The sequence below is a fragment of the Azoarcus sp. Soil_N_20 genome (assembly GCF_057656155.1).
In genome coordinates, this window is record NZ_JBDGKX010000005.1 from 31,308 (window position 1) to 56,337 (window position 25,030).

Sequence of the window (25,030 nt, forward strand, 5' to 3'; positions counted from 1 at the left end):
TGGCGGGCAGTCAGGCTGCGGCGGGTCCCGAACACAACCCGTGCTCGGGAGGGACGCGGGTCAAGCCGTGGTGACCGCGAAGCGGGCGAGCGTGCGCTCACGTGCCTGCGCATGATCGATCACCGGTGCCGGGTAATCGACCCCGATCCGGACCCGCGCCGCGGCCTGATCGCCAGCGCCCATGGTCCACGGCGCATGGATGAACCGGTCGGGAACGGTTTCGAGTTCGGGCAGGTAGCGACGGATGAAGCGCCCCCCCGGATCGAAACGCTCCGACTGGGTCACCGGATTGAAGATGCGGAACCATGGCTGCGCGTCACAGCCGGTGGACGCGGCCCACTGCCAGCCCCCGTTGTTCGCGGCGAGATCGAAGTCGTTGAGCTGCTCCGCAAAGTAGCGCTCGCCCAGACGCCAGTCGACACCCAGGTCCTTGGTCAGAAAGGAGGCCACGACCATGCGCAGCCGGTTATGCATGTAGCCGGTCCGGTTCAGCTGACGCATGGCCGCGTCTACCAGCGGATAGCCGGTGCGCGCCTCGCACCAGGCGGCAAACAGCGCCGGCGCATCATCCCACTGCACACGCTCGAACGCCGGCTTGAATGCGGCCTCGACCACGCGCGGGTGATGCCACAGGATCATGTGGTAGAAATCGCGCCACACCAGTTCGTTGAGCCAGGTCGCCGCGCCCTCGCCAGCGCGCCGCCATGCCAGCGCGACGAGTTCCCGTACCGATACGGTGCCGAAGCGCAGGTGGGTCGACAGGCATGACACGCCCTGCAACGCCGGAAAATCGCGGGTGTCCCGGTAGCGGTCGATCCGTGTGCGGAAGTCGTCGATCAGCGCGCGCCCGCCGGACATGCCCACCGGCATGCGCGAAGCAGCGAGATCAGTCGCCTCGAAGCCCAGCGCAGCAAGATCGGCCCCCCGTTCTCCGCTCATCCGGGGCGCGAGACGGATGGCGTTCTCAGCCACCGGATGGGCCCTGACACGACTGTCATCGAGCTTCTTCAGCCATGCGTTGCGGTAGGGGGTGAACACACTGAACGGCTTGCCGCCCTGGGTGAGCACCTCGTCCCGGTCGAAAATCACCTGATCCTTGAAGTCGACAAAGCCGATTCCGTCCGCAGCCAGCGCCTGGGCGACCCGGCTGTCACGCACGATCGCCGCCGGCTCGTAATCCCGATTGACGAGCACCTGATCGACCCCGATCTCGCGCGCCAGGCGTGGAATCTCCTCCACCGACCGGCCGTGACGCACCAGCAGCCCCGCTCCGGCGCCGCCCGCTGCGCGCGACAGGGCATCGAGCCCGTCATCGAGCTCCCGCACGCTGCGCCAGATGAATTCCACCCGCCGATCGGCGCGGCTGGGCAAGGCATCGAGAATGTCGCGGTCGAACACGAACACGCAATACACCCGCTGCGCATCGTGCAACGCATGATGCAAGGCGGCGTGATCGAAATGACGCAGGTCGCGGCGGAACCAGACAAGTGCAGTACGCATGGGAGGCGCAACAGGATGAGGTGCGCATTATGAGCCATGCCCGACCGCGAGGTTCCGTGCGCAAGCGGCCCACTGTCGGCGTAAAATAAATACATGGATACCGTTTCGAGCAACCTCACGCACCACTTCCTGATCGCCATGCCGAACATGGCCGATCCGCATTTCGCGCGCACGCTCACCTATATCGCGGAACACAACGACCAGGGCGCGCTGGGCGTGATCGTGAACCGGCCGATCGACATGACGCTCGCCACTCTGTTCGAACGGGTGGAGCTGCCGCTGGAGGCCGAAGGTTTCTCCGGCCAGCCGGTCTACTTCGGCGGTCCGGTGCAGACCGACCGCGGTTTCGTGCTGCACCGCCCGGGCGGCGACTGGCATTCGACCTTGCGTGTCAATGATGAGATCGGTCTCACCAGCAGTCGCGACATCCTTCAGGCGATCGGCGCCTCCGGCGAGCCCCGCGAGGTGCTGGTCAGCCTCGGTTACGCCGGCTGGGCCGCGGGTCAGCTCGAACAGGAACTGGCCGACAACGCCTGGCTGACCGTCCCTGCCGACATGGCCATCGTGTTCGACCTGCCCCCCGAAGAGCGCCTGGTCGCCGCGATGCAGAAACTCGGTATCGATTTTGCGAAGCTCAGCGAGATTGTCGGGCATGCCTGAAGGCGCGGCAGCCACCGTGCTGCCGGCACCGCCCGTCCTGCCCGCGCGCGGCAGCGTGCTGGGTTTCGATTTCGGCCTGGCGCGCATCGGGGTCGCGAGCGGCGAGCTCGAAACCGGGCGGGCCAACGCGCTGACCACCGTCCACGAAGAATCCCGCACTGCCCGTTTTGCTGCCATTGCGAGCCTGATCGCCGAGTGGCAACCGGTCGCCCTGGTCGTCGGCCTGCCGCTGCACCTCGACGGCGGCGAACACGAACTCGGCGCCCGCTGCCGACGTTTTGCCAACCAGCTCAACGGCCGCTTCGGACTGCCGGTATTGCTCGCCGACGAGCGCCTGTCCTCGTCCGCAGCCGAAAGCCGGCTGCGCGATGCCGGCATCGGCGACTGGCGCGCGCGCAAGAGCCAGCTCGACGCCGTCGCCGCCCAACTGATCCTGCAACACTTTCTGGACTCGATCCAACATGCAAAGTCTTGACGCAGAAGCCTTGTGCCGGCAGCTGGCCGAACAGATGCGCCCTCATGTCTCGCCTGCCACCGCCCTGGTCGGCATCCGCACCGGCGGGCTGTGGCTGGCCGAACGCCTGCACGCGCTGCTCGGCCTCACCCAGCCCCTGGGTGCGATCGATGTCTCGTTCTATCGCGATGACTACGCCGCCAAGGGCCTGCACACCAAACCGCAGCGCACCGAGATTCCGTTCAATGTCGAAGGCGCGCCGGTGATCATCGTCGATGACGTGCTCTACACCGGTCGCACCACCCGCGCCGCGATCAACGAATTGTTCGATTACGGCCGTCCGGCCCGGGTCGAGCTTGCCGTGCTGGTCGACCGCGGCGGACGGGAGCTGCCGATCGCAGCCAGCTACTGTGCCCTTAACCTGCCCGAACCGCTGCCCGCGTCGCAGAACCTGCAACTGGAACGCGCCGGGGACGGCGCGCTGAATCTGAGGTTGATCGATGCGTAATCCACAGCTCAACAAGCACGGCGAACTGCAACACCTGCTGACCCTCGACGGCCTGCCGCGCGACGTACTGAATGCCATTCTCGACAATGCCGCGCCTTTCACCGAGGTCGCCGAGCGCGAGGTCAAGAAGCTGCCGCTGCTGCGCGGCAAGAGCATCTTCAACCTGTTCTTCGAGAATTCGACCCGCACCCGCACCACCTTCGAGATCGCCGCCAAGCGCCTGTCGGCCGACGTGGTGAACCTCAACGTATCGACCAGTTCCACCGCCAAGGGCGAGAGCCTGCTCGACACCGTCGACAACCTGTGCGCGATGCAGGCCGACATGTTCGTGGTGCGCCACGCCGCCAGCGGCGCGCCGGTGCTGATCGCCCAGCATCTACAGGCCACCGCGCGCGACCACATCCATGTCATCAACGCCGGCGACGGTCGTCATGCGCACCCGACCCAGGGCCTGCTCGACATGTACACCATCCGCCACTACAAACGTGATTTCGCCAATCTCACCGTCGCCATCGTCGGCGACGTGCTGCACTCGCGGGTGGCGCGCTCGCAAATCGCCGCGCTGACCACGCTGGGGGTGCCCGAGGTACGCGTGATCGGCCCCAAGACCCTGCTGCCGACCGAGATCGAGAAGATGGGGGTGCGCGTGTTCCACGACATGAGCGCTGGCCTGCGCGGGGTCGACGTGGTGATGATGCTGCGCCTCCAGAACGAACGCATGAACGGCGCCCTGCTGCCGACGCCGCAGGAGTTCTACAAGGTATGGGGCCTGACCGCCGACAAACTCGCACTCGCCAAGCCGGACGCGATCGTGATGCACCCGGGGCCGATGAACCGTGGGGTGGAGATCGAGTCCGCGGTCGCCGACGGCGCCCAGGCGGTCATCCTGCCCCAGGTCACCTTCGGCATCGCCGTCCGCATGGCGGTCATGAGCATGCTCGCCGGCCAGTAAGGAAGATTCGATGAAAATCCGCATTGCCAACGGCCGGGTGATCGATCCGGCAACCAAGACCGACCGCATCCAGGACGTATTCATCGCCGACGGCAAGATCGCCGCGCTTGGTGGCGCCCCCGACGGCTTTGCCGCCGAACGCACCATCGACGCCGGCGGGCTGGTCGTCGCCCCGGGGCTGATCGACCTCGCCGCCCGCCTGCGCGAGCCTGGCTTCGAGTACCGTGCCACACTCGAATCCGAAATGGACGCGGCAATGGCCGGCGGCGTCACCAGCCTGGCGATCCCGCCCGACACCGACCCGGTGCTGGACGAACCCGGTCTGGTCGAGATGCTGTGCTACCGCGCCAAGAAGCTCAACCGCGCCCATGTCTACCCGGTCGGCGCCCTCACCCTCGGCCTTAAGGGCGAACGCCTGTCGGAAATGGCCGAACTGATCGAGGCGGGCTGCGTCGCCTTCTCCCAGGCCAACGTCCCCATCCTCGACAACACCGTGCTGATGCGGGCGATGCAGTACGCGGCGACCTTCGATTTCCGCGTCTGGCTGCAGCCGATCGCACCCTTCCTGTCCCGCGGCGGCTTTGCCCACGACGGCGAGGTTGCGACCCGTCTCGGTCTGCCCGGCATTCCGGTGGCGGCCGAAACCGTGGCCCTGTTCACCTACCTGCAACTGGCCAAGGTCACCGGCGCACGGCTGCATATCACCCGGCTGTCGAGCGCCGAAGGCCTGCGCCTGATCGAGCAGGCGCGCGCCGAAGGCATGGACGTGAGCTGCGACGTGTCGATCAACCACCTCCACCTGTCGGACATGGACATCGGCTACTTCAACGCCAACTGTCACCTGGTACCGCCGCTACGCAGCCAGCGTGACCGCGAAGCGCTGTGCCGGGGTCTGGCCGAGGGTCGCATCAACGCCTTGTGCTCGGACCACACTCCAGTGGACGACGACGGCAAGCTCACACCCTTCAGCGAATCCGAACCGGGCGCCACCGGCCTGGAACTGCTGCTGCCGCTGACTCTGAAGTGGGCCGCCGAATCCGGCCTGTCGCTGCTCGACGGCCTCGCCCGCGTCACCTCCGATGCCGCCCGCATCGTCGGCATCACCAAGGCCGGCCACCTTGCGGTCGGCGCACGCGCCGACGTCTGCATCTTCGATCCGGCGGCACACGTCCGTATCAGCAGGGAAAGCCTGAAGAGCCAGGGCAAGAACACGCCCTTCCTCGGACTCGAACTGCCCGGCCAGGTGCGGTATACGCTGGTCGAGGGGCAGTTGATGTTCGGGGCCTGAAACCGCCCCGCGTCAGGCCTGCGCGCGCAGGCGCCCGGCCACCGCGGGCGCCGCGCCCTCCACCCGTACGCGCTTGGCGCGCGCGGTCTCGCCGCTGATCAGCGTGACCGCCGACTTCGGCACCGCGCAGAAATCGGCGAGGAAGGCACACAGCGCGGCGTTGGCCTTGCCATCGACCGGCGGTGCGGCGAGGCGGATCTTCATCGCCTCGCCATGCAGACCGGCGAAGCCTGTCGTCTTCGCGCCCGGCTGGATGTGCAGGGTCAGCACCAGGCTGCCATCGGCCGCCACCCGCAACCAGTCGCTCACAGCCCGCTCAAAGGCCGAACAGCAGCGGTGCAAAGCTGGCGCGCAACCCCCCCAGCACCATCAGCACGATCTGCAACACCAGCAGCAGCGCCAATGGTGACAGGTCGACGCCGGAGATCGTCGGCACGACGCGCCGGAAGGGGCGCAGAAAGGGCGCCGCCAGCGTATGGAACACCGGTGCGGCCGGCGCGTGCGGACTGACCCACGACAGCACCGCGGAAATCAGCACCACGGCGAAAATCAGGTAGACGATCATCCGTAGCAGTTCGACCAGTCCCAGTCCCCAGACGCCGAGCAGCACCCCGGCCACCCCGCCGGTGAAATCCTCGCCACGAATGGCCAGCTCGAGGAACACGAGCACGGACTGGAACACCCAGGCGGGCAGCAGACTGGCCATGTCGAGGCCGAACAGGCCGGGGACGAAGCGGCGCAGCGGCTTCACCACCCAGTCGGTGGTGGTGACCACGAATTGTCCGATCTGGTTGCGGAACGACACCCGCTGCCACTGCATGAAGAAGCGCGCGAGCAGCATCAGGGTCATGAAGCCGATCACCGTGTTGATGATCAGCAGCAGCACATTGGCGAGCATGATCGTCAGTCCTTGCCGAGCAGGTCGCCGAGTTCGGCGCCACGCGCGGTAGCCGCCGCCACTGCGCCCACCAGCGCATCGTGCCAGCCGGCCCGCGCAAGATGATCCAGCGCAGCCGCAGTCGTCCCGCCCTTGGACGTCACCCGTTCGCGCAGCACCGCCGCCGATTCGTCGGAGCCGGCAGCGAGCCGGGCCGCGCCGAGCACGGTATCGATCGCCAGCTTGCGCGCGGTGGCTTCATCGAAGCCCTGCGCCCGGCCCGCGGCTTCGAGCGCCTCGATGAAGTGGAACACATAGGCCGGGCCGCTGCCGGAGACGCCGGTCACCGCGTCCATCTGCGCCTCGTCGTCGATCCACACTGTGCTGCCCACCGCGGCCAGGATGCGCTCGGCGGCGTCGCGCCCCGCGGCATCGACCGACGGGTCGGCAAACAGACCGGTGATACCGGCACCGATCAGCGCCGGCGTGTTGGGCATGCAGCGTACCAGCCGGGTATACGGCTGCCCGCCAGTCCCGAGCCAGCGTCCGAGATCGGCCAGGCGCAGGCCGGCAGCGATGCTGATCACCACCTGAGCATCGAGTTTGCCGGCAAGCGGCGCGAGTGCCGCCTTCATCTGTTGCGGCTTGACCGCGAGCACCAGCACGTCGCAGGCCAGCGCCTGCACATCCGCGCTGGCCGTCGCACGCACCCCGAAGCGGTGCGCGAGCTGGTCGCGGCTGGCATCGTTGAGCTCGACGACCTGGATATCGCCGCCGTCGAAGCCGCGCGCGACCATGCCGCCTATCAATGCGGCAGCCATGTTGCCGCCCCCGAGAAAGCTGATTTTCATTGTTGTGTGTCCAGACCGAGGAATGAGGTGTAAGGCGCGTGCCCCGCGCACGACCCGCCTTACAGCTGACGCCTCTCGCCAAAAATCGCGGTGCCCACCCGAACCATGGTCGCCCCTTCGGAAATGGCCACCTCCAGGTCGTGCGACATCCCCATCGACAGGGTGTCGAGCGCCAGCCCCCCTGCCACCAGTTCGTCCCTCAGCCGGCGCAACGAGGCGAACCGGGCACGCAACAGCGCCTCGTCGCCGGTGGGCTCCGGAATGCACATCAGCCCGCGCAGGCACAATCGCGGCAGCTCCGCCACCTGGCGCGAGAGCGCGACCGCTTCGCCCGGCGCCACGCCGCTCTTGCTCAGCTCGCCGCTGACATTGACCTGGATGCAGACCTGCAGCACGGGCAGATGGGGGTCACGCTGCGCCGCCAGGCGCTCGGCGATTTTCAGCCGGTCGACGCCATGCACCCAGTCGAAGGCCTGTGCCACCGGGCGGGTCTTGTTGCTCTGCAGCGGACCGATGAAGTGCCACTCGAGCGCAAGATCACGCAAGGCGTCGATCTTGTCCACGCCTTCCTGGACATAGTTCTCGCCGAATGCAAGCTGCCCGGCAACGGCCGCCGCGCGCACATCCGCCGCCGGCCAGGTCTTGCTGACCGCCAATAATCTGACCGCAGCCGGATCCCGACCAGCCGCACGTGCCGCCGTCGCAATCCGTGCTGCAACAGCTTGCAAGTTGGCCGAGATTGATGTCATATTGCCAGAGCCTCTTCTATCGGAGCAATGCGCCGAAAGTATAGCACCGGCCCCCCGGTGCCCCGGGACGCCAACCCTCACGCACGCCAGCGCCGACACCATGGACATCACAGAACTGCTTGCCTTCGCGGTCAAGAACAAGGCCTCCGACCTCCATCTCTCGGCCGGCCTGCCGCCCATGATCCGGGTGCACGGCGACGTGCGCCGGATCAACCTGCCGCCGATGGAACACAAAGACGTCCACGCCATGGTGTATGACATCATGAACGACGGCCAGCGCAAGCAATACGAGGAAACCTGGGAGTGCGACTTCTCGTTCGCGATTCCCAACCTCGCCCGCTTCCGCGTCAACGCGTTCAACCAGAACCGTGGGGCGAGCGCGGTGTTCCGGACCATTCCTTCCAAGGTGCTGACCCTCGAGGAACTCAACTGTCCGAAGATCTTCAAGGAGATCGCCGAGCAGCCGCGCGGCATCGTGCTGGTGACCGGGCCGACCGGTTCGGGCAAATCGACCACGCTGGCGGCGATGGTCGATTACGTCAACGAAAAGGACTACGGTCACATTCTGACCGTCGAGGACCCGATCGAATTCGTCCATGAATCCAAGCGTTGCCTGATCAACCAGCGCGAGGTGCACCGCGACACCATGTCCTTCACCAACGCGCTGCGAGCCTCGCTGCGCGAGGATCCGGACGTGATCCTGGTCGGCGAAATGCGTGACCTCGAGACCATCCGTCTGGCCCTGACCGCGGCCGAGACCGGCCACCTGGTGTTCGGCACCCTGCACACCTCGTCGGCGGCCAAGACCGTCGACCGTATCGTCGACGTATTTCCCGCGGCGGAAAAGGACATGGTCCGTTCGATGTTGTCCGAGTCGCTGCGTGCGGTGATTTCGCAGACCCTGCTCAAGACCAAGGACGGTGCGGGTCGGGTGGCGGCGCACGAGATCATGATCGGCACCCCCGCGATCCGCAACCTGATCAGGGAAAACAAGATCGCGCAGATGTACTCGGCCATCCAGACCGGGCAGAACTTCGGCATGCAGACCCTGGACCAATGCCTGGCCGATCTCGTTCGACGCAATATCGTGTCGGTCAGCGAGGCCAAGTTCAGGGCGCAGAACAAGGACAACTTTGCCGGGTGAGCGGCCGGAAGTCATCCGGCACGGACTCGATCGAGGCTGCCGGACAGGCTGGTGGCAGCAGTGCAAGAGATTAAATTTTTCGCCGCGCGATCAATCGCACGGATGACGGGAGCGGCAAATGGAACGCGATCAGGCACTCAAGTTCATGCACGACCTGCTGCGGCTGATGCTGCAGAAGAACGGCTCCGACCTTTTCATCAATGCCGGCTTTCCGCCCGCGATCAAGATCGACGGCCGCATCGTGCCGCAGTCGAACCAGGCCCTGGCCCCGGCACACACCTCGGAACTGGCGCGCGCGATCATGAACGACCGCCAGGCCTCGGAGTTCGAGGCCACCAAGGAATGCAACTTCGCCATCTCGCCGGCGGGCATCGGCCGCTTCCGCGCCAACGCCTACATCCAGCAAGGGCGGGTCGGTCTCGTGCTGCGCACGATTGCGCTCAAGATTCCCACCTTCGACGAACTCGGTCTGCCTGCGGTGCTGCGCGACATCGCGATGGCCAAGCGCGGCCTGGTGATCTTCGTCGGCGGCACCGGTACCGGCAAGACCACCTCGCTGGCGGCGATGGTGGATTACCGCAACGAGAACAGCTATGGCCACATCATCACGGTCGAGGATCCGATCGAGTACGTGCACCAGCACAAGAACTGCATCGTGTCGCAGCGCGAGGTCGGCATCGACACCGACAACTGGGAGGCCGCGCTCAAGAACACCCTGCGCCAGGCGCCCGACGTGATCCTGATGGGCGAAATCCGCGACCGCGAAACCATGGATTACGCGATCGCCTTCGCCGAAACCGGCCACCTGTGCCTTGCCACGCTGCACGCCAACAGCGCCAACCAGGCGATCGACCGCATCATCAACTTCTTCCCCGAGGACAGGCGACAGCAGCTGCTGATGGACCTGTCGCTGAACCTGCGCTCGATGATCTCGCAGCGCCTGCTGCCGATGAAGGAGCGCAAGGGCCGGATCCCGGCGGTCGAGATCCTGCTCAATTCGCCGCTGATCTCCGATCTGATCTTCAAGGGCGAAGTGCCGGGCATCAAGGAGATCATGAAGCGCTCGCGCGAACTCGGCATGCAGACCTTCGACCAGGCGCTGTTCGATCTCTACGAAGAAGACCTGATCACCTACGAGGACGCGCTGCGCAACGCCGACTCGGTCAATGACCTGCGTCTGCAGATCAAGCTCAACAGCAAGCACGGTGACAAGGACATGAGCGCCGGGATCCAGCACCTCGGCATCGTCTGACCGGTTCTTGGCAAGCTGCCGCGCCGCGTCCCGAGGGGCGGCCGGCCTGACGGACTCAAGCCCCGCCCCCCGGCACCTCGGCGGCGTCCGGCGCGGCACGCGGGTTGTCGCGCATGCTGCCGGCAATCACCTTGTATTCGAAAAGACGGCATTCGAGCGCGCCATTGAACAGTGGGGTGCGCTTGCTTGCCTTCAGGCGCAGCAGCTTGGGCAGGTTCATGTCGCCGCTGAACAGATAGCAGCGCCAGCCGGCCCAGTGCTTTTTCAGTGCGTCGCCCAGCCTCGGGTAGAACTCGGCCAACTCCTCGGCTTCACCGATCCGCACGCCGTAGGGCGGATTGGCCACCATCACCCCGGCCGCAGCCGGTGGTACACGCTCCAGAATGTCAGCACGATCGAGCGTCACGCAACGGTCCAGGCCGGCCGCGGCCAGATTCTCGCGGGTCCGGCGCACCTGATCGCCGACGATGTCCGAGCCGAAGATCTGCAGCGCCGCAGGCGGTTTGCGCCGCCCCTCGGCCGCCTGCCGCACGCTCGCCCAGGTCGCCCGGTCAAGGTGCTTGAACTGTTCGAAACCGAACTTGCGCCCGAGCCCGGGTGCGACGTCGAGCGCGATCTGCGCCGCCTCGAGCAAAAAGGTGCCACTTCCGCACATCGGGTCGATCAGCGCCTCGCCGGGCTGCCAGCCGGTGAGCTTGAGTATGCCGGCGGCGATGTTTTCCTTGAGCGGCGCCTCCACCGAAGCCTGCTTGAAGCCGCGTTTGTATAGCGGATCACCGGAGGTATCGAGGTAGAGGGTGGCCATATCCTTGGTCAGGAAGGCATGGATGCGCATCGCCGGGTTTGCGGTGTCGACATTCGGCCGGCTGCCGATCACGGTACGGAAATGGTCGCAGATTGCATCCTTGATCCGCAGGGTGATGAACTCGAGGCTTTTCAGCGGCGACTGCTGGGCGGTGACGAACACGCGGATGCTGTCCTCCGGGGTGAACCACTTCGCCCAGGTCACGCTGTAGGCGAGTTTGTAGATGTCGATCTCGCCCTGATAGCGACTGCGGCCTACCCGCCACAACACCCGGGTGGCAAGCCGGCTCTCCAGGTTGGCGCGGTAGCAGGTCGTCCAGTCGCCACTCCACATCACCCCGCCATGCATCGCCTCGGTGCTGGCGGCGCCGAGCGCACGCAGTTCATCGACCAGCAGGGCCTCGAGGCCCCGGGGACAGGGGGAGAAGAACGATTCGGCCATGACGGGCTCCGGAAGGGGGAAAGCAGCAGCCTGGGCGGCGCCACGGACATGCGACGCGCAAACGGACACCATGCGGCGGGCGGATTGTAACGCGGCGGCAGCCATTTTCACCGGGTGCGGCTCGGCACCGGCTGCACGACCGGCCGCCGCGTGAGAACCGGATGGCACACCGACGTTTCACCGTCCACGCCCGCACCGGCGCGCTGCAAACAAAGAGCCCCGCCCGGCTTTCACCTGGCGGGGCTTGCCGAATCCGGATGTCGATGCAAAAGAACCGTCTCCGGACGCGGGAAAAAAACCGGTTGAACTATTACCTGGCGGCTTGCGCCTTCCACGCCGCCGCGACCCGATCCTGTGCCGCGGCAAGTTGATCCGCGGCAAGCTTGGCGGCCTCTGCGGCCTTGGCCTTGGCTTCGGCGGCCTTGGCCTGAGCCTCCTCCGACGGTGGCGGCAGCTTGGCCGATGCCGTCCCCGCGCCAAGGCCAAGGCACAGCGCCAGCACTGCGATACGAAGCAGGGATTTCATGAACTCGCTCCTGTAACCGAATCCCGAGGATGGCCGGACTTTCCGGCCTTGACGTCGTGGTACCAGAACTCGTGGTGCTCCTTCGCCCAGGTCTCGTCCACGTAGCCGGTCTTCATCGACTGGTAGGCCCCCTCGACGCCCAGCGTGCCCATATAGATATGACCCAGCGCGAGCGCCAGCAGCACGATCGCCCCCACCCCGTGAATGATGTTGGCAAGCTGCATGTCGGCGCGGGTCCAGCCGTAGTTGGGGAAATCCATCACCAGCCCCGAGATCGCCACGGTCAGACCGAGGAACGTCACACCGAGCCAGAACCAAGCCTTCTCGCCGAAGTTGAAGCGGCCCGACGGCACATGGTCGCCCCCCAGCAGACCGCCGCCGCGCCTGATCCAGATCGCATCGCAGGCCTGCCACACGTTGTCGCGCAGGAAGGACAGGATCATCAGCACCATGAATACCCCGAACACCGGTCCGACATAGTTGTGCACCAGCTTGCCGACGGTCAGCAACCAGGCCAGAAAGCCCGGACCGAAGATCGGCGCCAGCACATGCTTGCCGAACAGGATCGCGATCCCGGTCACCGCCAGCACCAGGAAGGTGATTGCAGTAGCCCAGTGGATGAAGCGCTCGTAACCCGAAAAGCGCTTCATCCTGCGCCCGGTCGGCCTGCCGTGCAGTTTCATCGTGCCCTTCACCAGCCAGAACAGCAGGATCAGCGCCGGCGCGACGATCAGCAGCCAGCCGCCATATTGCGTGACCGGGCCGTTGCGCCACTGCCGCCAGGTGTTGCCCTCGGACTGGATCAGCACGCCCGCCTCGGGCTCGCGCGCAGTGGTGAAGTGGCTCTGCCCGGAGCGGACCTCGCGCCACACCGGCGCATTGTTGAGCGGCTGCGACTGCTGGCGCGCGACCTGCTCGGCCGCCGTTTCGCCCGCCGCATGGACCGGGGAGAAGGCCGCGAACAGCGCCATCATCCACCACATCAGGGCCAGCCGCAGCACCGCGCCACCTTGCATGAAGAATGTCTTCATGGCGAGCTCCTCACTGGATGCGGTTGTATTCGTGCTGCCCGCGGGCACGATTCTTCATCGCGCCTTCCCAGGCCGCCCGGTCACCCTTGAACACCGGGTTGTCCCACGGCTGGCTGTCGGCCTTGCCCTGGTACTTGCCCTGCTCGTAGGTGGTGACCTGCGGTCGCTCGCTGCAGGCCGAAAGCCCCCCGAGCAGCGCGGCCGCAGCCAGCATCGACATCAGGCGTGGTGCGTTCATTTCTTGCCCTCCTTCTGTTCGGCACCGTAAGCCGTCATCCAGCCCCAGGCTTCGAGCCCCTTGCCGCGGCGCAGCACGCGGTCGCGGAAGATGTCGGACACCGTGGACGAATCGCCCGCCAGCAAGGCCTTGGTCGAACACATCTCGGCACAGGCCGGCAGCTTGCCCTCGGCCAGCCGGTTGGAGCCGTACTTGGCGAACTCCTCCTTCGAGCCGGTTTCTTCCGGGCCGCCCGCACAGAAGGTGCACTTGTCCATCTTGCCGCGATCACCGAACGCGGCCGGGCCGTTGGGGAACTGCGGCGCGCCGAACGGACAGGCGAAGAAGCAGTAGCCGCAGCCGATGCACAGGTCCTTGTCGTGCAGGACCACGCCTTCCTCGGTCTTGTAGAAGCAGTTGGTCGGGCACACCGCCATGCATGGGGCATCCGAGCAATGCATGCACGCGACCGAGATCGAGCGCTCGCCCGGCACCCCGTCGTTCATCGTCACCACCCGGCGACGATTGACCCCCCAGGGCACTTCGTTTTCGTTCTTGCACGCGGTGACACAGCCGTTGCACTCGATGCAGCGTTCGGCGTCACACAGGAATTTCATGCGTCCCATATTCTTCTCCTTCCCCTCAAGCCTTCATGACGCGGCACAGGGTGGTCTTGGTTTCCTGCATCATCGTCACCGAGTCGTAGCCGTAGGTCGTTGCCGTGTTTACCGCCTCGCCGCGCACGATCGGCGCCGCGCCCTCCGGGTAGTACTCGAGCATGTCCTTGCCCTGCCACCAGCCGGAGAAGTGGAAGGGCAGGAACACGGTGCCCGGGCCCACGCGCTGGGTGACCTGGGCGCGCACCTTCAGCTTTGCCTTGGTCGGCGATTCGACCCAGATGTAGTCGCCGTTGCGGAAACCGGCGTCGTTGGCGTCCTTCGGATTCACCTCGGCGAACATTTCCTGCTGCAGTTCGGCCAGCCACGGGTTGGAGCGGGTTTCCTCGCCGCCGCCCTCGTACTCGACCAGGCGCCCCGAGGTCATCACCAGCGGATACTCCCTGGAGATGTCCTTGACCTTGTCCTGGAGCGACTTGTACAGCGTGGGAAGGCGCCAGAACGCCATCTTGTCGGCATGGGTCGGATACTTCTCGACCAGATCCGGGCGCGGCGAATAGATCGGCTCGCGGTGCAGCGGCACCGGGTCGGGGAAGTTCCACACCAGCGCGCGCGCCTTGGCGTTGCCGAAGGGGTGACAGCCGTGGTTTTTCATCACCACGCGCTGGATCCCGCCGGAGATGTCGGTCTTCCAGTTCTTGCCCTCGGCGAGCGTCTTCTCGTCCTCGGTCAGCTCGTCCCACCAGCCGAGCTTCTTCAGCAGCACATGATCGAACTCGGGGTAGCCCATCTGCAGGTCGGCCCCCTTCGAGGCCGAGCCGTCCTCGGCCAACAGCGACACGCCGTCGCGCTCGACGCCGAAGTTGGCGCGGAAGTTGCCACCGCCGTCCATCACATGCTTGGAGGTGTCGTACAGATTGGGCGTACCCGGATGCTTCATCTCCGGGGTGCCGTAGCACGGCCACGGCAGGCCGAAATACTCGCCGTCGCACGGGCCACCCACCGCCTTCAGCGACTTCACGTCGAAGGTGTGCATGTTCTTCATGTGCAGCTTCAGGCGCTCGGGCGACTGGCCGGTGTAGCCGATGGTCCAGGTGCCGCGGTTGATCTCGCGCAGGATGTCGGCGATATCCGGCTCGTCCCAGCCCTGCTTGTCCTTGACCAGCTTGACGTTCTTCACCAACTCGTCGGCCCAGCCGAACTTCCTGGCGAAGGCGTACATGATGGTGTGATCGGGCTTGGACTCGAACAGCGGCTCGATCACCTTCTCGCGCCACTGCAGCGAGCGGTTCGAAGCGGTGCACGAGCCTTCGGTCTCGAACTGGGTGGCGGCGGGCAGCAGGTACACGCCGTCCTTCCTGACCATCGCCGCCATCGAAGCGGTGGCCGACGGATAGGGGTCGATCACCACCAGGGTGTCGAGCTTCTTCATCGCCTCGACCATCTCGGCGCCGCGGGTCTGCGAGTTCGGTGCATGACCCCAGTACACCACCGCGCGCAGGTTTGAGTCCTGGTCGATCAGCTCGTTGTTCTCGAGCACGCCGTCGATCCAGCGCGACACCGTGATGCCGGACTTCTCCATCATCGCCTGCGACGCGTAACGGCCCTTTATCCACTCGTAATCGACCCCCCACACCGTAGCCCAGTGTTTCCATGAACCGGCGGCGAGGCCGTAGTAACCGGGCAGCGAATCCGGATTGGGACCGACGTCGGTCGCGCCCTGCACGTTGTCGTGGCCGCGGAAGATGTTGGTGCCGCCGCCGGACACGCCGACGTTGCCCAGCACCAGCTGCAGGATGCACATCGCACGCACGTTGGCGTTGCCGACCGTGTGCTGGGTCTGGCCCATGCACCACACCACGGTCGAGGGGCGGTTCCTGGCCAGGGTCTCGGCGACCTTGAACACCTGCTCCTCGGCAATGCCGGTGACCTCGGTGACCTTGTCCGGGGTCCATTTCATGATCTCTTCCTTGACCTTCTCGAGACCAAAGACGCGATCGTTGATGTACTTGGTGTCTTCCCAGCCGTTATTGAAGATGTGGTACAGCATGCCCCAGATGAACGGGATGTCGGTGCCCGAGCGGATGCGCACGTAGTAATCGGCCTTGGCCGCGGTGCGGGTGAAGCGCGGATCGACCACGATCATCTTGCAGCCGTTCTCCTTGGCGTGCAGCATGTGCAGCATCGACACCGGATGCGCCTCGGCGGCGTTCGACCCGATGTACAGTGCCGCCTTCGAGTTCTGCATGTCGTTGTAGGAGTTGGTCATCGCGCCATAGCCCCAGGTGTTCGCGACGCCCGCCACCGTGGTCGAATGGCAGATGCGCGCCTGGTGGTCGCAGTTGTTGGTGCCCCAGAAGGACACGAACTTGCGCATCAGGTAGGCCTGCTCGTTGTTGTGCTTGGAGGAGCCGATCCAGTAGGTTGCATCCGGCCCGCTTTCCTCGCGGACCTTCAGCAAACGGTCGCCGACTTCCTGGATCGCCTGTTCCCAGCTGATCTTCTGGTACTTGCCGTCGACCAGCTTCATCGGATACTTCAGGCGATGCTCACCATGGCCGTGCTCGCGCACCGAGGCGCCCTTGGCACAGTGCGCGCCGAGGTTGAGCGGCGAGTCGAATACCGGCTCCTGGCGGACCCACACCCCGTTCTTGACCACCGCATCGACCGCGCAGCCGACCGAACAGTGGGTGCAGACGGTGCGCTTCACTTCCTCGCCCCCGGCCAGGCGATTGTCCTCTGCAGTCGCGGCCTCGGCGCTGCCGATCAGGTTGTAGGGCAACTGGATGGCGATCGCACCCGCCCCCACGCCGAGACCGGAATGCTTCAGGAAAGCCCGGCGGTCCATGGTCTGGCCGACGGTGCGCGCGGCAGAGCTACGCAGACGGCGGCCGGCGCCGGTCGCGACGGCATTTTTCTTGGTCAACATCGTTCGCTCTCCTTCAGACGCGCGCGGTGCGGTAGTAATTGCGCATGTGCGCGCTGGCGTCGGCGCGCTCGCCGGACGCCACCGCCTTCGCCGCCTGGTCCACGGCGGGCACGCCAGCGCCAGCCGTCACCGCGGCAACCGCGGCGGCCCCCGCTGCGCCGCTCGCCCCCAGCGACAGCAGGAAATGCCGCCGCGACAGCCTGGTCTTGTTTTCGCTCATCCTCGCTCTCCCCATCAATCGGGCGGAATGCGCACCCGCAAAGGCGCGCTCGCATCCGCGGTCACACCATATCGAACGCCTGACGCTCGATATCGAAAAAGGCCCGCAGCAAGCTGCCGACCCGCACATAGAAATTCGCCGCCGGCACCGCGTCGATGGCCGCGACCAGATCGCCGTACCACGGCGCCAGATGACGCTTGAAGAAGCGCCGCTGACGCTCCAGCCCGGCCTCGTCCGGCCCGGTCACCACCAGATGCCGCATCACCTCGGCCAACGCGGCGATGTGGTCCTCGGTTTCGGCCACCCCATCGCGCCGGCTCAAACCAAGCTCGGCGAGATCGTCACGCAGCTCGGCGAGCGGCTCCTCCTGCAGGAAGCCGGTGAGGAACCAGGAGCCGTTGAGCATCACCTGTGCGCGGCCGACCCCGAGGAACAGATCCGCATATTCCGCAGCCACCGTCTGCGCGGTCGTGGCTTCCGCCGCCGCACCCAGCACCGCCCAGGCCTCGGCGAAAGCGCCCCCGCCGTAGCCCAGCATCCGGCCGTGCTGCGCCAGCGCCTGAAGCAGCGCGGCATCCGGCGCGGCAAAATAGAGACGCGCGAACAGCGCGTAGTGATCGGCACGCGCGCGGTCCTCCTCCGCCCAGCTCGGGGCCGGCTGTAGGGTGCGGACGGCAGCGCTCATCGGTGCGTTCATTCGGTCAGGTCCCAGGCCTTGAGGCTGTTCTCAGTCTTCATCAGGTCCAGCACGCGGCAATCCCCGCACATGCGCAAGCGGGCAAGCTCGGCCTCGGCGGCGAACATCGAATGACCACTGAGGCGCGCGATCATCGATTCGATCAGCGGCGAGGCCCCCATGGCCTTGCCGCAGCTCACGCAGTGGAAGGTGTCCGCTTCGCGCAGGGTGCGCGCGCGGCGCGCCTCGTCGCCGAACACCAGGCGCGGTTCGAGGCTGAGCGCGGACTCCGGACAGGAACTCACGCACAGGCCGCACTGCACGCAGTTGCGTTCGATGAAGTCGAGCCGGAAGGCATCGGTCGCGGCGCGCAGCGCGCCGGCCGGACAGGCCCCGGTACAGGCCATGCACAGCGTGCAGGCGGTGGTGGCCATGACCTGCCCGAAGGGGGCGCCCGTGCCGAGCGCGACCATCGCCGGCAGTCCCGCCGCCGAACGCGCCGCCGGCGCCTGGGCCACCAGGTGGCGCAGGGCCAGATCGAGGGTTTCGCGCTTCTTCGGCACCAGGTGGAAGCTTGCCGGGCTTGTCACCGCGGCGCCGGGGGGCCACTCCCACAGCGCACGCTCCAGCTTCTGCCAGTCGTCGGCATCGCTCGCATCGACGATGCGTACCGGTTCGCCCGTGTAGCCGAGCGCGCCGAGGATGGCGAGCGCATGCCCTGCCTGGGCCTGCAGGGGTGCTGGATCGTGGGCGCCGGCGGCGAGGACCGCCACCTGGCAGGCGCCGAGCGCGAGCGTGCCGAGTACGAGGTCGAGCCCGATCGCGTCCGCACTCCACACTTCCACCGGGATCACCCGTGCCGGCAGGCCGCGGCCGCGGCGAGCGAGGCGCTCGACCAGCTTGCCGCCTGCCGCGGCCGAGTGGAACAGCACACAAGCCTCGACCCCGCCGGCCCGAGCGTACTCGGCGAGCAGGGTCTTGACCTGCACACCGAGGTCCGGCATCCGCGGATACTGGAAGGACAGCGCACCCGACGGACACACCGTGCTGCAGGTGCCACAGCCCTTGCACAGCCAGGGGTCGACCGCGACCACGTCACCGGCAGAGCGGATCGCCGCGGTCGAACAGGCCTCGATGCAGTTGTTGCAGCCGGACTTCTTCGAGCGACTGTGGGCACAGAGCCCTGCCTCGAAGGCAACGTAGCGCGGCTTCTCGAACTCGCCGACGAATTCGCCCAGCGCCTGCACCGCGAGTGCCTGATCGAAGGGATCGCGGCCCGGCGCGGCATAGCCGTCGGGCAACTCGACGCGGCTGAGCAGCGGCGTGCCCGACAGGTCGAGCACCAGGTCGAAGGTTTCGCTGCGCGCGGTATCGCGCCGGGCAAAATCGATTGCGCCGATGTCTCCGCAGGCGGTCACACAGGCACGATGGCTGCGGCACTTGTCCGCGTCGATCTGCAGGTCGAAGCCGATCGCCCCTTCCGGACACGCCTTGACACAGGCATTGCAGCGCACGCACAGCTCGAGATCGATCGGATTGTGTTGCTCCCATGCCAGCTCGAAGGCGCCGAGGTGGCCCGCGAGCGCGAGCGGACGACCGGACCACACCGGGTACGCGTTCTCGGCCGGCAATTCGGCCGCACCGGTACGACCGGTGATCAGCACCGACACCTCGTAACTCGACGCCAGGCGCTCGGCCCAGCCCAGTGCGACCCCCGCCTCGCCGACGATCACCAGCGCACGGCCGGCCGCCATCTGCACGCCCTCGACCGGCTCGACCTCGGGCAGGGTGCTGGCCGCGATCAGCGCCGCCATCTTCGGGGTGGCGGCGGATTGCTCGGCCGACCAGCCTGCGGTTTCGCGCAGGTTGAAAAACCGGATGTGACGGCCTGCATCGACGGAATCGGCGAGTTCGGAGAACAGCGCCGATTCCTGCGTACAGGAGACGGCCACATCGGCCCCGGCCGCGAGCCCGGCCTCCAGCGCAGGCAGCTCGCGGCGACAGAGTTGGTGATGGACGGAAACCTCGGCCCCGGCAGCCAGCGCCGCCAGCCGCCCGGCGTCGAGGTCGAAGCTGCGATTGCAATCGCAGAGACGGATCTGTTTGCTGCTATTGCGCATTGGCCCACATCCTTGAAGGTGTGAGTCAGTAGCAGACAGCGAGCCATCCAGACAAGCGCGAAAGAAACGCACAACAACCAGGAATCCGGACTATCGAGTCCGCTCGATCCACGAAATGGACAAATTGTCGCGATACGGCCAATTTGTCCCCAAAGTGGGCGATGCCGCAATGCAACAGCTGCAGCGTCGATTCATGCCGGATGGGACGGACGTTCTTTGCTTCCGGGTTCCCGCATGGACGAACCCATTGCCGACGCCGGCGGGGCACCGCCCTGGCCGCATGCCGTATTCAGCCGGCCGATCTGCGCCCGTCGTGGACCGGGCAGTGCTGCCCGGCCAGCGCGTCGTCGTCGGAGCAGGATACGGGGTCGGGCGGGCGCAATGCGCCTTGCGCGGTCACGGTCTGCTCCTCCGCCGCGCCGGGCTGCGTGCCTTCCGCAGTGCGATGCTCGACGCCCGCCGCAGGCAGCTCGGCCGCGGCCTCTTGTTCGCGTCCGGCCAGCCATTCGCTGGCGGAACGGAGTTTGGCCAGCATCTCGGGCGGAATCGGCTCCGAGACGGAGTAGTCACCGATGTAGATGTCGAGGCCGTCCATGACGTTGAAGTGCGGATCGGTGAACAGTTTCTTCAGGGCCTGGCAACGGAGCGCGTCACCGACCTCGTCCTTGAGGAAGGCGGTGAAATCGGAGTCGAGCGTCAGGGTGGCGGTGTCGGGCAGCGCAGCGGCGGGCGCCGCAGCGTCGGGAGTATCGGGCGTCCGGTCGTCGACCGGAGGCTGCGGAGCAGGACTGGCCGCCGCCGGCGCAATCCCGGCCGCTGCATCGGGCTGCGCCTGCTTCAGCCGCGACCAGCGCGACAGGAAACGGCCCGGACTGCTCATGCCCGCCCCCGCTCCTGCGCCAGCGGGTCGTTGCGTCGGACCTTCCTGCGCGGCGCCGGTTTGTAGTGGGTATTGACGAAGTCGCCGACCCAGTCGGCCAGTTCGCGCGACATCGGAATGCCATCCACCTGCTCGCCGGAATCGAGCCAGCGCGCCGCCTCTCCGTAGCTGACCGAGACCGTCGCCGGAATGGCGATGTCACCCTCCTTGCGCCACATCACGAACACCTTGGGGATCGGCGAACTCATGTTGAGGAAGTAGTTGTCGACTTCGTCGCGGAACAGCTCGAGCCGGAAACCGGCGAACAGCCATTGGTCGCGGTCGGTCTCGGTGAGGATCCTGCGCGGCGCGTCGGTGACCTCGCCGGTGGCACTGCCGCCTTCGAATGCCGGCACCACGCCGACCGCCTCCCAGGCTTCGTCGACCCAACGGTTGTGCAGGCTGCGGCGCTCCATGATCACGGCGACAGGGAACTGATGCATGGCAGGCTGTCCTCAGGTTTGCGTTGACACTATCGACAGCATACGTCAGGGATGGGGGCCGTGCATCCTTGCTGGCTTGCCGGGCGGTGGCACGGAGCGCTTTACCGGGGAGTCCGCGCGCGGGGCAGACGTTCGCGGCCGTCCTTGCCCACTCCGTTTACAATTCACCCATGTCGATTCCTGCATTGAACCTTGTCGGGCCGGGTCGTGTTGGCCGCAGCCTCGCGCGTCTGTGGCACGACGCCGGCTGCGTCCGCATCGGCGCAATCAGCGGCCGCGACTGCGCGCGCACGCAAGCTGCCCGCGATTTCATTGGCGCCGGCACGCCATGCCCGGCAGGCGCGTTGCCGCCGGCGGAGCTGTGGCTGATCGCCACCCCGGACGACATCATTGCCGACGTCGCCACAACACTCGCGGCTGCCCGCGTGGTCCGGCCCGGCGATGGCGTGTTCCATTGCAGCGGCGCGCTCGGCTCGACGGTGCTCGCGCCCTTGCGTGCAGTCGGCGCCGTCATCGCCAGCGTGCATCCGCTGAAGTCGTTCGCCGACCCCGGCGTGGCGATCGGCGATTTCGCCGGCACCTTCTGCGCCTGCGAGGGCGATGCGGAGGCACTGCAGCGTCTTGCGCCCCTGTTCGATGCGATCGGAGCGCATCGCTTTACCGTATCGGCACAGCACAAGCTGCTGTATCACGCCGCCGCGGTACTCGCCTGCAATCACCTGGTTGGGCTCATGGAGGCCGCGTTGCAGTGCATGGAGGGCGCCGGCGTCGAGCGCGCCACGGCGTGGGCCGCATTGCAGCCGCTGGTCGCCGGTACCCTGGCGAACATCGACCGGGTGGGCACCCGTGCAGCACTGACCGGACCGGTGGCGCGCGGCGACCGCCACACGATACGCAGCGAGATTGCGGCCACCGCGGCACTCGACCCCGATCTGGCCGAGGCCTACCGCGTGCTGTCGCGGGTGGCACTCGGACTGGCGCCGGCGGAGAACGGGCTGACGCGCGACGATATTGGGTAAGTCTGAGTCAACCCGACGCAAGCCGGTGATGCGCGCACAAACAAGGGCCCCGGCACCCGCGGCCGACTGCGTGGCCCGACGCCGACCCGGTCGGCGCGACCAGACCGGATGTCCGGGATCCGCTCACGGTTTCCGGCCCCAGCGCCTCCTTCGGCCTACTGCCGAACCTCGTCGAACTCGTCCGCGCTGCCGGCACCGGGGGTGGCGCGGAACGGGTTGATGTCGAGCCCGCCACGCCGGGTGTAACGCGCCCAGACCGCAAGCGACTCCGGCCGGCAGCGCGCCAGAATGTCGCAGAACACCCGCTCCACGCATTGTTCGTGGAATTCGTTATGTTCGCGAAAGGACACGATGTAGCGCAGCAGGCCTTCGCGGTCGATCGCCGGACCGCTGTAGCGCACCACCACCATGCCCCAGTCGGGCTGGCCGGTGACCAGGCAGTTGGACTTGAGCAGGTGCGAATACAGGGTTTCGCGGACCGGGCTCCCCGGGGCCGACAGCAACTCGGGGGCGGGCTGGTAAATGTCGATGGCGATGTCGAGGTCGTCGACACAGCTCCCCTGCGGATAGTCGATGCGGCGCTGCGGCCGCTCGCCGAGCGGCATCAGTTCGACCCCGACCGCGCCGCCGGCCGCCGCCGAGAGATCACCCGCGATCGTTGCCCGCACCGTCCCGGGATCCGTAAAACGGCTCTGGTTGAAGGCGTTCAGATACAGTTTCAGCGACTTCGACTCGATCAGCCGCGGCGTATCGGCCGGCACCCGGAAACGCGCCAGTGCCACCACCGGCTTGCCGCGCGGATTGAGCCACGATACTTCGTAGGCATTCCACAGATCCTCGCCGACGAAGGGCAGCGCGTCGCCGCGCACACCGATCTCATCACGCTTGAGCTGGCGCGCGATCGGGAACAGCAGTTCGGGCGCATAGGTGTCGCGATAGGCGACCGGCTTGCCGAGCGGCGAGGCCTCGGCGCCGTGAGAGGGGCGGACTTTGTCGTTCATCGTGAAATTGTAGGGGAAGGCGGAGGGCGGCGTAACTTGCTGCATCGCAACACGGATAGTAGACTCGCGCCACCCCGTTTTCGATCCGTGTCGGAGCCTCCACCCGTGTAAGCCTGGTCCTCTTTCTGCGAGTCCGTTTCATCCACCGCCCCTGGGCCTAGAAGCCGTGGGGCCTGCCGCCGACTCGCGCGAGGCTGCACGCGATTGTTCACGCCCCCTCCGGGCATCCCCTGCGATCCAATCGATCCGAAGCCGCACCCCGACCGCCACCGGTCCGGCCGGCGCGGACCGTCGTCTGCCATTCCCCAACGGCCGCACGCCCCCGCCTGCGGCACAAGAAGGACCATAACCACAATGAAGTCCCTGCACCAGGACTGGTTCTCCAACGTCCGCAACGATCTGCTCGCCGGCCTGGTGGTCGCACTCGCGCTGATTCCCGAGGCGATCGCCTTCTCCATCATCGCCGGCGTCGACCCCAAGGTCGGGCTCTATGCCTCGTTCTCGATCGCCACCGTGATCGCCTTCGCCGGCGGGCGGCCGGGCATGATCTCGGCCGCCACCGGGGCGATGGCGCTGGTGATGGTGACCCTGGTCAAGGACCACGGCCTGCAGTACCTGCTCGCCGCGACCGTGCTGACCGGGATGCTGCAGGTGCTTGCCGGTGCAGTGCGGCTGGGGGTGCTGATGCGCTTCGTGTCGCGTTCGGTGGTCACCGGCTTCGTCAATGCACTCGCGATCCTGATCTTCATGGCGCAACTGCCCGAACTCACCAACGTGAGCTGGCATGTGTACGCGATGACCGCCGCCGGGCTGGGCATCATCTACCTGCTGCCCTATGTCACCAGGGCAGTGCCCTCGCCGCTGGTCACCATCGTGGTCCTGACCGCGGTATCGCTCGCGCTCGGCCTCGACATCCGCACTGTCGGCGACATGGGCGAGCTGCCCGACAGCCTGCCGGTGTTCCTGATCCCCGACATTCCGTTCAATCTCGAGACGCTGGCGATCATCTTCCCCTACTCGCTGACGCTGATGGTGGTCGGCCTGCTCGAATCGCTGATGACCGCGACCATCGTCGACGACCTGACCGACACCGCCAGCAACAAGAACCGCGAGTGCATCGGCCAGGGCGTGGCCAATATCGCCACCGGCTTCATCGGTGGCATGGCCGGCTGCGCGATGATCGGCCAGTCGGTGATCAACGTGAAGTCCGGCGGCCGCGGCCGCCTGTCTACCCTGACCGCGGGCGTGGTGCTGCTGATCCTGGTGGTCTTCCTCGGCGACTGGGTGGCCCGGATTCCGATGGCGGCGCTGGTCGCGGTGATGATCATGGTCTCGATCGGCACCTTCAACTGGGGCTCGCTGCGCAACCTGCGCGAGCATCCGCCCAGCTCCAGCATCGTCATGGTGGCCACGGTCGCGGTCACCGTATTCACCCACGACCTCGCCCAGGGCGTGCTGGTCGGCGTGCTGCTGTCGGGCTTCTTCTTCGCCCACAAGGTCGGCCAGGTGTTCCACGCCGCGTCCAGGGCGGAGCACGAGGGCCGCACACGGCGCTACCGCATCACCGGCCAGGTCTTCTTCGCCTCGGCGGACCGCTTCATTGCATCGTTCGATTTCAAGGAAGTCATCGAGAAAGTGGTGATCGACGTGTCGCGCGCCCACTTCTGGGACATCACCGCGGTCAGCGCACTCGACAAGGTGGTGGTGAAGTTTCGCCGCGGAGGCACCGAGGTCGAGGTCATCGGCCTCAACGAGGCGAGCGCGACGATGATCGACCGGTTTGCGGTTCATGACAAACCTGAAGCCGTCGAAAAGCTGATGGGCCACTGAG

General features: G+C 66.5%; 26 protein-coding genes. 9 read left to right on the top strand and 17 right to left on the bottom strand.

Annotation, left to right across the window (positions count from 1 at the left end; genetic code table 11):
* Window positions 1-60 precede the first annotated feature (60 nt).
* Entirely contained in the window at window positions 61-1,500 is a 1,440-nt protein-coding gene (locus tag AC3A35_RS11580) for a cryptochrome/photolyase family protein (RefSeq protein WP_487436245.1), read from the bottom strand.
* 93 nt (window positions 1,501-1,593) lie between these two features.
* Here AC3A35_RS11580 and AC3A35_RS11585 point away from each other — a divergent pair, with 93 nt between their 5' ends.
* Genes AC3A35_RS11585 through AC3A35_RS11605 form a run of 5 tightly spaced genes read left to right on the top strand, consistent with a single transcriptional unit; the run spans window position 1,594 to window position 5,362 of the window.
* The gene (locus AC3A35_RS11585) at window positions 1,594-2,160 is read left to right on the top strand and encodes a YqgE/AlgH family protein (protein ID WP_487436246.1); all 567 of its coding nucleotides are present in this window, start codon (window positions 1,594-1,596) and stop codon (window positions 2,158-2,160) included.
* Window positions 2,153-2,635, top strand: coding sequence for a Holliday junction resolvase RuvX (gene ruvX, locus AC3A35_RS11590; protein WP_487436247.1), 483 nt, complete (start codon window positions 2,153-2,155; stop codon window positions 2,633-2,635). Before AC3A35_RS11585 ends, ruvX begins: the two co-directional genes overlap by 8 nt.
* The gene (pyrR, locus tag AC3A35_RS11595) at window positions 2,622-3,122 is read left to right on the top strand and encodes a bifunctional pyr operon transcriptional regulator/uracil phosphoribosyltransferase PyrR (RefSeq protein WP_487436248.1); all 501 of its coding nucleotides are present in this window, start codon (window positions 2,622-2,624) and stop codon (window positions 3,120-3,122) included. The genes ruvX and pyrR overlap by 14 nt, the downstream gene beginning before the upstream one ends.
* Window positions 3,115-4,074, top strand: coding sequence for an aspartate carbamoyltransferase catalytic subunit (locus tag AC3A35_RS11600; RefSeq protein WP_487436249.1), 960 nt, complete (start codon window positions 3,115-3,117; stop codon window positions 4,072-4,074). The genes pyrR and AC3A35_RS11600 overlap by 8 nt, the downstream gene beginning before the upstream one ends.
* Before the next feature lie 10 nt (window positions 4,075-4,084).
* Window positions 4,085-5,362, top strand: coding sequence for a dihydroorotase (locus tag AC3A35_RS11605; protein WP_487436250.1), 1,278 nt, complete (start codon window positions 4,085-4,087; stop codon window positions 5,360-5,362).
* A 12-nt stretch (window positions 5,363-5,374) separates the two neighbouring features.
* Here the strand turns inward: AC3A35_RS11605 and AC3A35_RS11610 are convergent, their stop codons facing one another.
* From AC3A35_RS11610 to AC3A35_RS11625, 4 genes are read right to left on the bottom strand one after another with little or no spacing between them, the layout of a single operon-like run.
* Window positions 5,375-5,671 carry a DUF167 domain-containing protein gene (locus AC3A35_RS11610; RefSeq protein ID WP_487436251.1) on the bottom strand — a complete coding sequence of 99 codons (297 nt, stop codon included), beginning with the start codon at window positions 5,669-5,671 and terminating at the stop codon, window positions 5,375-5,377.
* A gap of 7 nt (window positions 5,672-5,678) precedes the next feature.
* Window positions 5,679-6,260, bottom strand: a complete 582-nt coding sequence (locus AC3A35_RS11615) for a YggT family protein (RefSeq protein WP_487436252.1) — start codon at window positions 6,258-6,260, stop codon at window positions 5,679-5,681.
* Window positions 6,261-6,265: 5 nt separating this feature from the next.
* Window positions 6,266-7,090 (bottom strand): pyrroline-5-carboxylate reductase, encoded by an 825-nt coding sequence (gene proC / locus AC3A35_RS11620; protein WP_487436253.1) that lies wholly within the window; start codon window positions 7,088-7,090, stop codon window positions 6,266-6,268.
* A 59-nt stretch (window positions 7,091-7,149) separates the two neighbouring features.
* Entirely contained in the window at window positions 7,150-7,839 is a 690-nt protein-coding gene (locus AC3A35_RS11625) for a YggS family pyridoxal phosphate-dependent enzyme (protein ID WP_487436254.1), read from the bottom strand.
* A gap of 100 nt (window positions 7,840-7,939) precedes the next feature.
* On the opposite strand from AC3A35_RS11625, the gene AC3A35_RS11630 reads away from it, so the two are divergent.
* Both AC3A35_RS11630 and AC3A35_RS11635 read left to right on the top strand, forming a co-directional pair.
* Complete coding sequence (locus AC3A35_RS11630; RefSeq protein ID WP_487436255.1) at window positions 7,940-8,983, top strand: type IV pilus twitching motility protein PilT; 1,044 nt, start codon at window positions 7,940-7,942, stop codon at window positions 8,981-8,983.
* Window positions 8,984-9,101: 118 nt separating this feature from the next.
* On the top strand, window positions 9,102-10,235 hold the full coding sequence (locus AC3A35_RS11635) for a PilT/PilU family type 4a pilus ATPase (RefSeq protein ID WP_487436256.1): 1,134 nt from the start codon (window positions 9,102-9,104) through the stop codon (window positions 10,233-10,235).
* Between the two features lie 55 nt (window positions 10,236-10,290).
* On the opposite strand, the gene AC3A35_RS11640 is transcribed toward AC3A35_RS11635, so the two are convergent.
* From AC3A35_RS11640 to AC3A35_RS11690, 11 genes are all read right to left on the bottom strand, one after another.
* A complete protein-coding gene (locus AC3A35_RS11640; RefSeq protein ID WP_487436257.1) occupies window positions 10,291-11,481 on the bottom strand; it encodes a THUMP domain-containing class I SAM-dependent RNA methyltransferase in 1,191 nt (396 codons plus the stop codon).
* A gap of 310 nt (window positions 11,482-11,791) precedes the next feature.
* The gene (locus AC3A35_RS11645) at window positions 11,792-12,007 is read right to left on the bottom strand and encodes a hypothetical protein (protein ID WP_487436258.1); all 216 of its coding nucleotides are present in this window, start codon (window positions 12,005-12,007) and stop codon (window positions 11,792-11,794) included.
* Window positions 12,004-13,038 carry a formate dehydrogenase subunit gamma gene (locus tag AC3A35_RS11650; protein ID WP_487436259.1) on the bottom strand — a complete coding sequence of 345 codons (1,035 nt, stop codon included), beginning with the start codon at window positions 13,036-13,038 and terminating at the stop codon, window positions 12,004-12,006. The genes AC3A35_RS11645 and AC3A35_RS11650 overlap by 4 nt, the downstream gene beginning before the upstream one ends.
* Window positions 13,039-13,048: 10 nt before the next feature.
* Window positions 13,049-13,276, bottom strand: coding sequence for a hypothetical protein (locus AC3A35_RS11655; protein ID WP_487436260.1), 228 nt, complete (start codon window positions 13,274-13,276; stop codon window positions 13,049-13,051).
* Complete coding sequence (gene fdh3B, locus AC3A35_RS11660) at window positions 13,273-13,881, bottom strand: formate dehydrogenase FDH3 subunit beta (RefSeq protein WP_487436261.1); 609 nt, start codon at window positions 13,879-13,881, stop codon at window positions 13,273-13,275. The genes AC3A35_RS11655 and fdh3B overlap by 4 nt, the downstream gene beginning before the upstream one ends.
* 16 nt (window positions 13,882-13,897) lie before the next feature.
* Window positions 13,898-16,801, bottom strand: a complete 2,904-nt coding sequence (locus tag AC3A35_RS11665) for a formate dehydrogenase subunit alpha (RefSeq protein ID WP_487436262.1) — start codon at window positions 16,799-16,801, stop codon at window positions 13,898-13,900.
* 13 nt (window positions 16,802-16,814) lie between these two features.
* Window positions 16,815-17,021 carry a hypothetical protein gene (locus tag AC3A35_RS11670; RefSeq protein WP_487436263.1) on the bottom strand — a complete coding sequence of 69 codons (207 nt, stop codon included), beginning with the start codon at window positions 17,019-17,021 and terminating at the stop codon, window positions 16,815-16,817.
* 61 nt (window positions 17,022-17,082) lie between these two features.
* The gene (locus tag AC3A35_RS11675) at window positions 17,083-17,718 is read right to left on the bottom strand and encodes a TorD/DmsD family molecular chaperone (protein ID WP_487436264.1); all 636 of its coding nucleotides are present in this window, start codon (window positions 17,716-17,718) and stop codon (window positions 17,083-17,085) included.
* Window positions 17,715-19,817 (bottom strand): 4Fe-4S binding protein, encoded by a 2,103-nt coding sequence (locus AC3A35_RS11680; RefSeq protein WP_487436265.1) that lies wholly within the window; start codon window positions 19,815-19,817, stop codon window positions 17,715-17,717. Before AC3A35_RS11680 ends, AC3A35_RS11675 begins: the two co-directional genes overlap by 4 nt.
* 289 nt (window positions 19,818-20,106) lie before the next feature.
* A complete protein-coding gene (locus AC3A35_RS11685; RefSeq protein ID WP_487436266.1) occupies window positions 20,107-20,697 on the bottom strand; it encodes a DUF3306 domain-containing protein in 591 nt (196 codons plus the stop codon).
* The gene (locus tag AC3A35_RS11690) at window positions 20,694-21,179 is read right to left on the bottom strand and encodes a DUF3305 domain-containing protein (protein WP_487436267.1); all 486 of its coding nucleotides are present in this window, start codon (window positions 21,177-21,179) and stop codon (window positions 20,694-20,696) included. Before AC3A35_RS11690 ends, AC3A35_RS11685 begins: the two co-directional genes overlap by 4 nt.
* A 170-nt stretch (window positions 21,180-21,349) precedes the next feature.
* Between AC3A35_RS11690 and AC3A35_RS11695 the strand changes: the two genes are divergently transcribed.
* Entirely contained in the window at window positions 21,350-22,198 is an 849-nt protein-coding gene (locus AC3A35_RS11695) for a Rossmann-like and DUF2520 domain-containing protein (protein WP_487436268.1), read from the top strand.
* Between the two features lie 155 nt (window positions 22,199-22,353).
* On the opposite strand, the gene queF is transcribed toward AC3A35_RS11695, so the two are convergent.
* On the bottom strand, window positions 22,354-23,199 hold the full coding sequence (gene queF, locus AC3A35_RS11700; protein WP_487436269.1) for an NADPH-dependent 7-cyano-7-deazaguanine reductase QueF: 846 nt from the start codon (window positions 23,197-23,199) through the stop codon (window positions 22,354-22,356).
* A gap of 354 nt (window positions 23,200-23,553) precedes the next feature.
* Between queF and AC3A35_RS11705 the strand changes: the two genes are divergently transcribed.
* Entirely contained in the window at window positions 23,554-25,029 is a 1,476-nt protein-coding gene (locus AC3A35_RS11705; RefSeq protein WP_487436270.1) for a SulP family inorganic anion transporter, read from the top strand.
* The last annotated feature ends 1 nt before the right edge of the window (window position 25,030 follow it).

Excerpts from the sequence above, each read along its gene's own strand:
- fdh3B (WP_487436261.1), bottom strand. The coding sequence starts at position 13,881 with ATGGGACGCATGAAATTCCTGTGTGACGCCGAACGCTGCATCGAGTGC.
- AC3A35_RS11585 (WP_487436246.1), top strand. The coding sequence starts at position 1,594 with ATGGATACCGTTTCGAGCAACCTCACGCACCACTTCCTGATCGCCATG.
- AC3A35_RS11605 (WP_487436250.1), top strand. The coding sequence starts at position 4,085 with ATGAAAATCCGCATTGCCAACGGCCGGGTGATCGATCCGGCAACCAAG.
- AC3A35_RS11615 (WP_487436252.1), bottom strand. The coding sequence starts at position 6,260 with ATGCTCGCCAATGTGCTGCTGCTGATCATCAACACGGTGATCGGCTTC.
- AC3A35_RS11600 (WP_487436249.1), top strand. The coding sequence starts at position 3,115 with ATGCGTAATCCACAGCTCAACAAGCACGGCGAACTGCAACACCTGCTG.
- pyrR (WP_487436248.1), top strand. The coding sequence starts at position 2,622 with ATGCAAAGTCTTGACGCAGAAGCCTTGTGCCGGCAGCTGGCCGAACAG.
- AC3A35_RS11695 (WP_487436268.1), top strand. The coding sequence starts at position 21,350 with ATGTCGATTCCTGCATTGAACCTTGTCGGGCCGGGTCGTGTTGGCCGC.
- AC3A35_RS11650 (WP_487436259.1), bottom strand. The coding sequence starts at position 13,038 with ATGAAGACATTCTTCATGCAAGGTGGCGCGGTGCTGCGGCTGGCCCTG.
- ruvX (WP_487436247.1), top strand. The coding sequence starts at position 2,153 with ATGCCTGAAGGCGCGGCAGCCACCGTGCTGCCGGCACCGCCCGTCCTG.
- AC3A35_RS11680 (WP_487436265.1), bottom strand. The coding sequence starts at position 19,817 with ATGCGCAATAGCAGCAAACAGATCCGTCTCTGCGATTGCAATCGCAGC.
- AC3A35_RS11630 (WP_487436255.1), top strand. The coding sequence starts at position 7,940 with ATGGACATCACAGAACTGCTTGCCTTCGCGGTCAAGAACAAGGCCTCC.
- AC3A35_RS11665 (WP_487436262.1), bottom strand. The coding sequence starts at position 16,801 with ATGTTGACCAAGAAAAATGCCGTCGCGACCGGCGCCGGCCGCCGTCTG.
- AC3A35_RS11580 (WP_487436245.1), bottom strand. The coding sequence starts at position 1,500 with ATGCGTACTGCACTTGTCTGGTTCCGCCGCGACCTGCGTCATTTCGAT.
- proC (WP_487436253.1), bottom strand. The coding sequence starts at position 7,090 with ATGAAAATCAGCTTTCTCGGGGGCGGCAACATGGCTGCCGCATTGATA.
- AC3A35_RS11635 (WP_487436256.1), top strand. The coding sequence starts at position 9,102 with ATGGAACGCGATCAGGCACTCAAGTTCATGCACGACCTGCTGCGGCTG.
- AC3A35_RS11675 (WP_487436264.1), bottom strand. The coding sequence starts at position 17,718 with ATGAACGCACCGATGAGCGCTGCCGTCCGCACCCTACAGCCGGCCCCG.
- queF (WP_487436269.1), bottom strand. The coding sequence starts at position 23,199 with ATGAACGACAAAGTCCGCCCCTCTCACGGCGCCGAGGCCTCGCCGCTC.
- AC3A35_RS11685 (WP_487436266.1), bottom strand. The coding sequence starts at position 20,697 with ATGAGCAGTCCGGGCCGTTTCCTGTCGCGCTGGTCGCGGCTGAAGCAG.
- AC3A35_RS11690 (WP_487436267.1), bottom strand. The coding sequence starts at position 21,179 with ATGCATCAGTTCCCTGTCGCCGTGATCATGGAGCGCCGCAGCCTGCAC.
- AC3A35_RS11645 (WP_487436258.1), bottom strand. The coding sequence starts at position 12,007 with ATGAAATCCCTGCTTCGTATCGCAGTGCTGGCGCTGTGCCTTGGCCTT.
- AC3A35_RS11670 (WP_487436263.1), bottom strand. The coding sequence starts at position 17,021 with ATGAGCGAAAACAAGACCAGGCTGTCGCGGCGGCATTTCCTGCTGTCG.
- AC3A35_RS11705 (WP_487436270.1), top strand. The coding sequence starts at position 23,554 with ATGAAGTCCCTGCACCAGGACTGGTTCTCCAACGTCCGCAACGATCTG.
- AC3A35_RS11640 (WP_487436257.1), bottom strand. The coding sequence starts at position 11,481 with ATGGCCGAATCGTTCTTCTCCCCCTGTCCCCGGGGCCTCGAGGCCCTG.
- AC3A35_RS11655 (WP_487436260.1), bottom strand. The coding sequence starts at position 13,276 with ATGAACGCACCACGCCTGATGTCGATGCTGGCTGCGGCCGCGCTGCTC.
- AC3A35_RS11625 (WP_487436254.1), bottom strand. The coding sequence starts at position 7,839 with ATGACATCAATCTCGGCCAACTTGCAAGCTGTTGCAGCACGGATTGCG.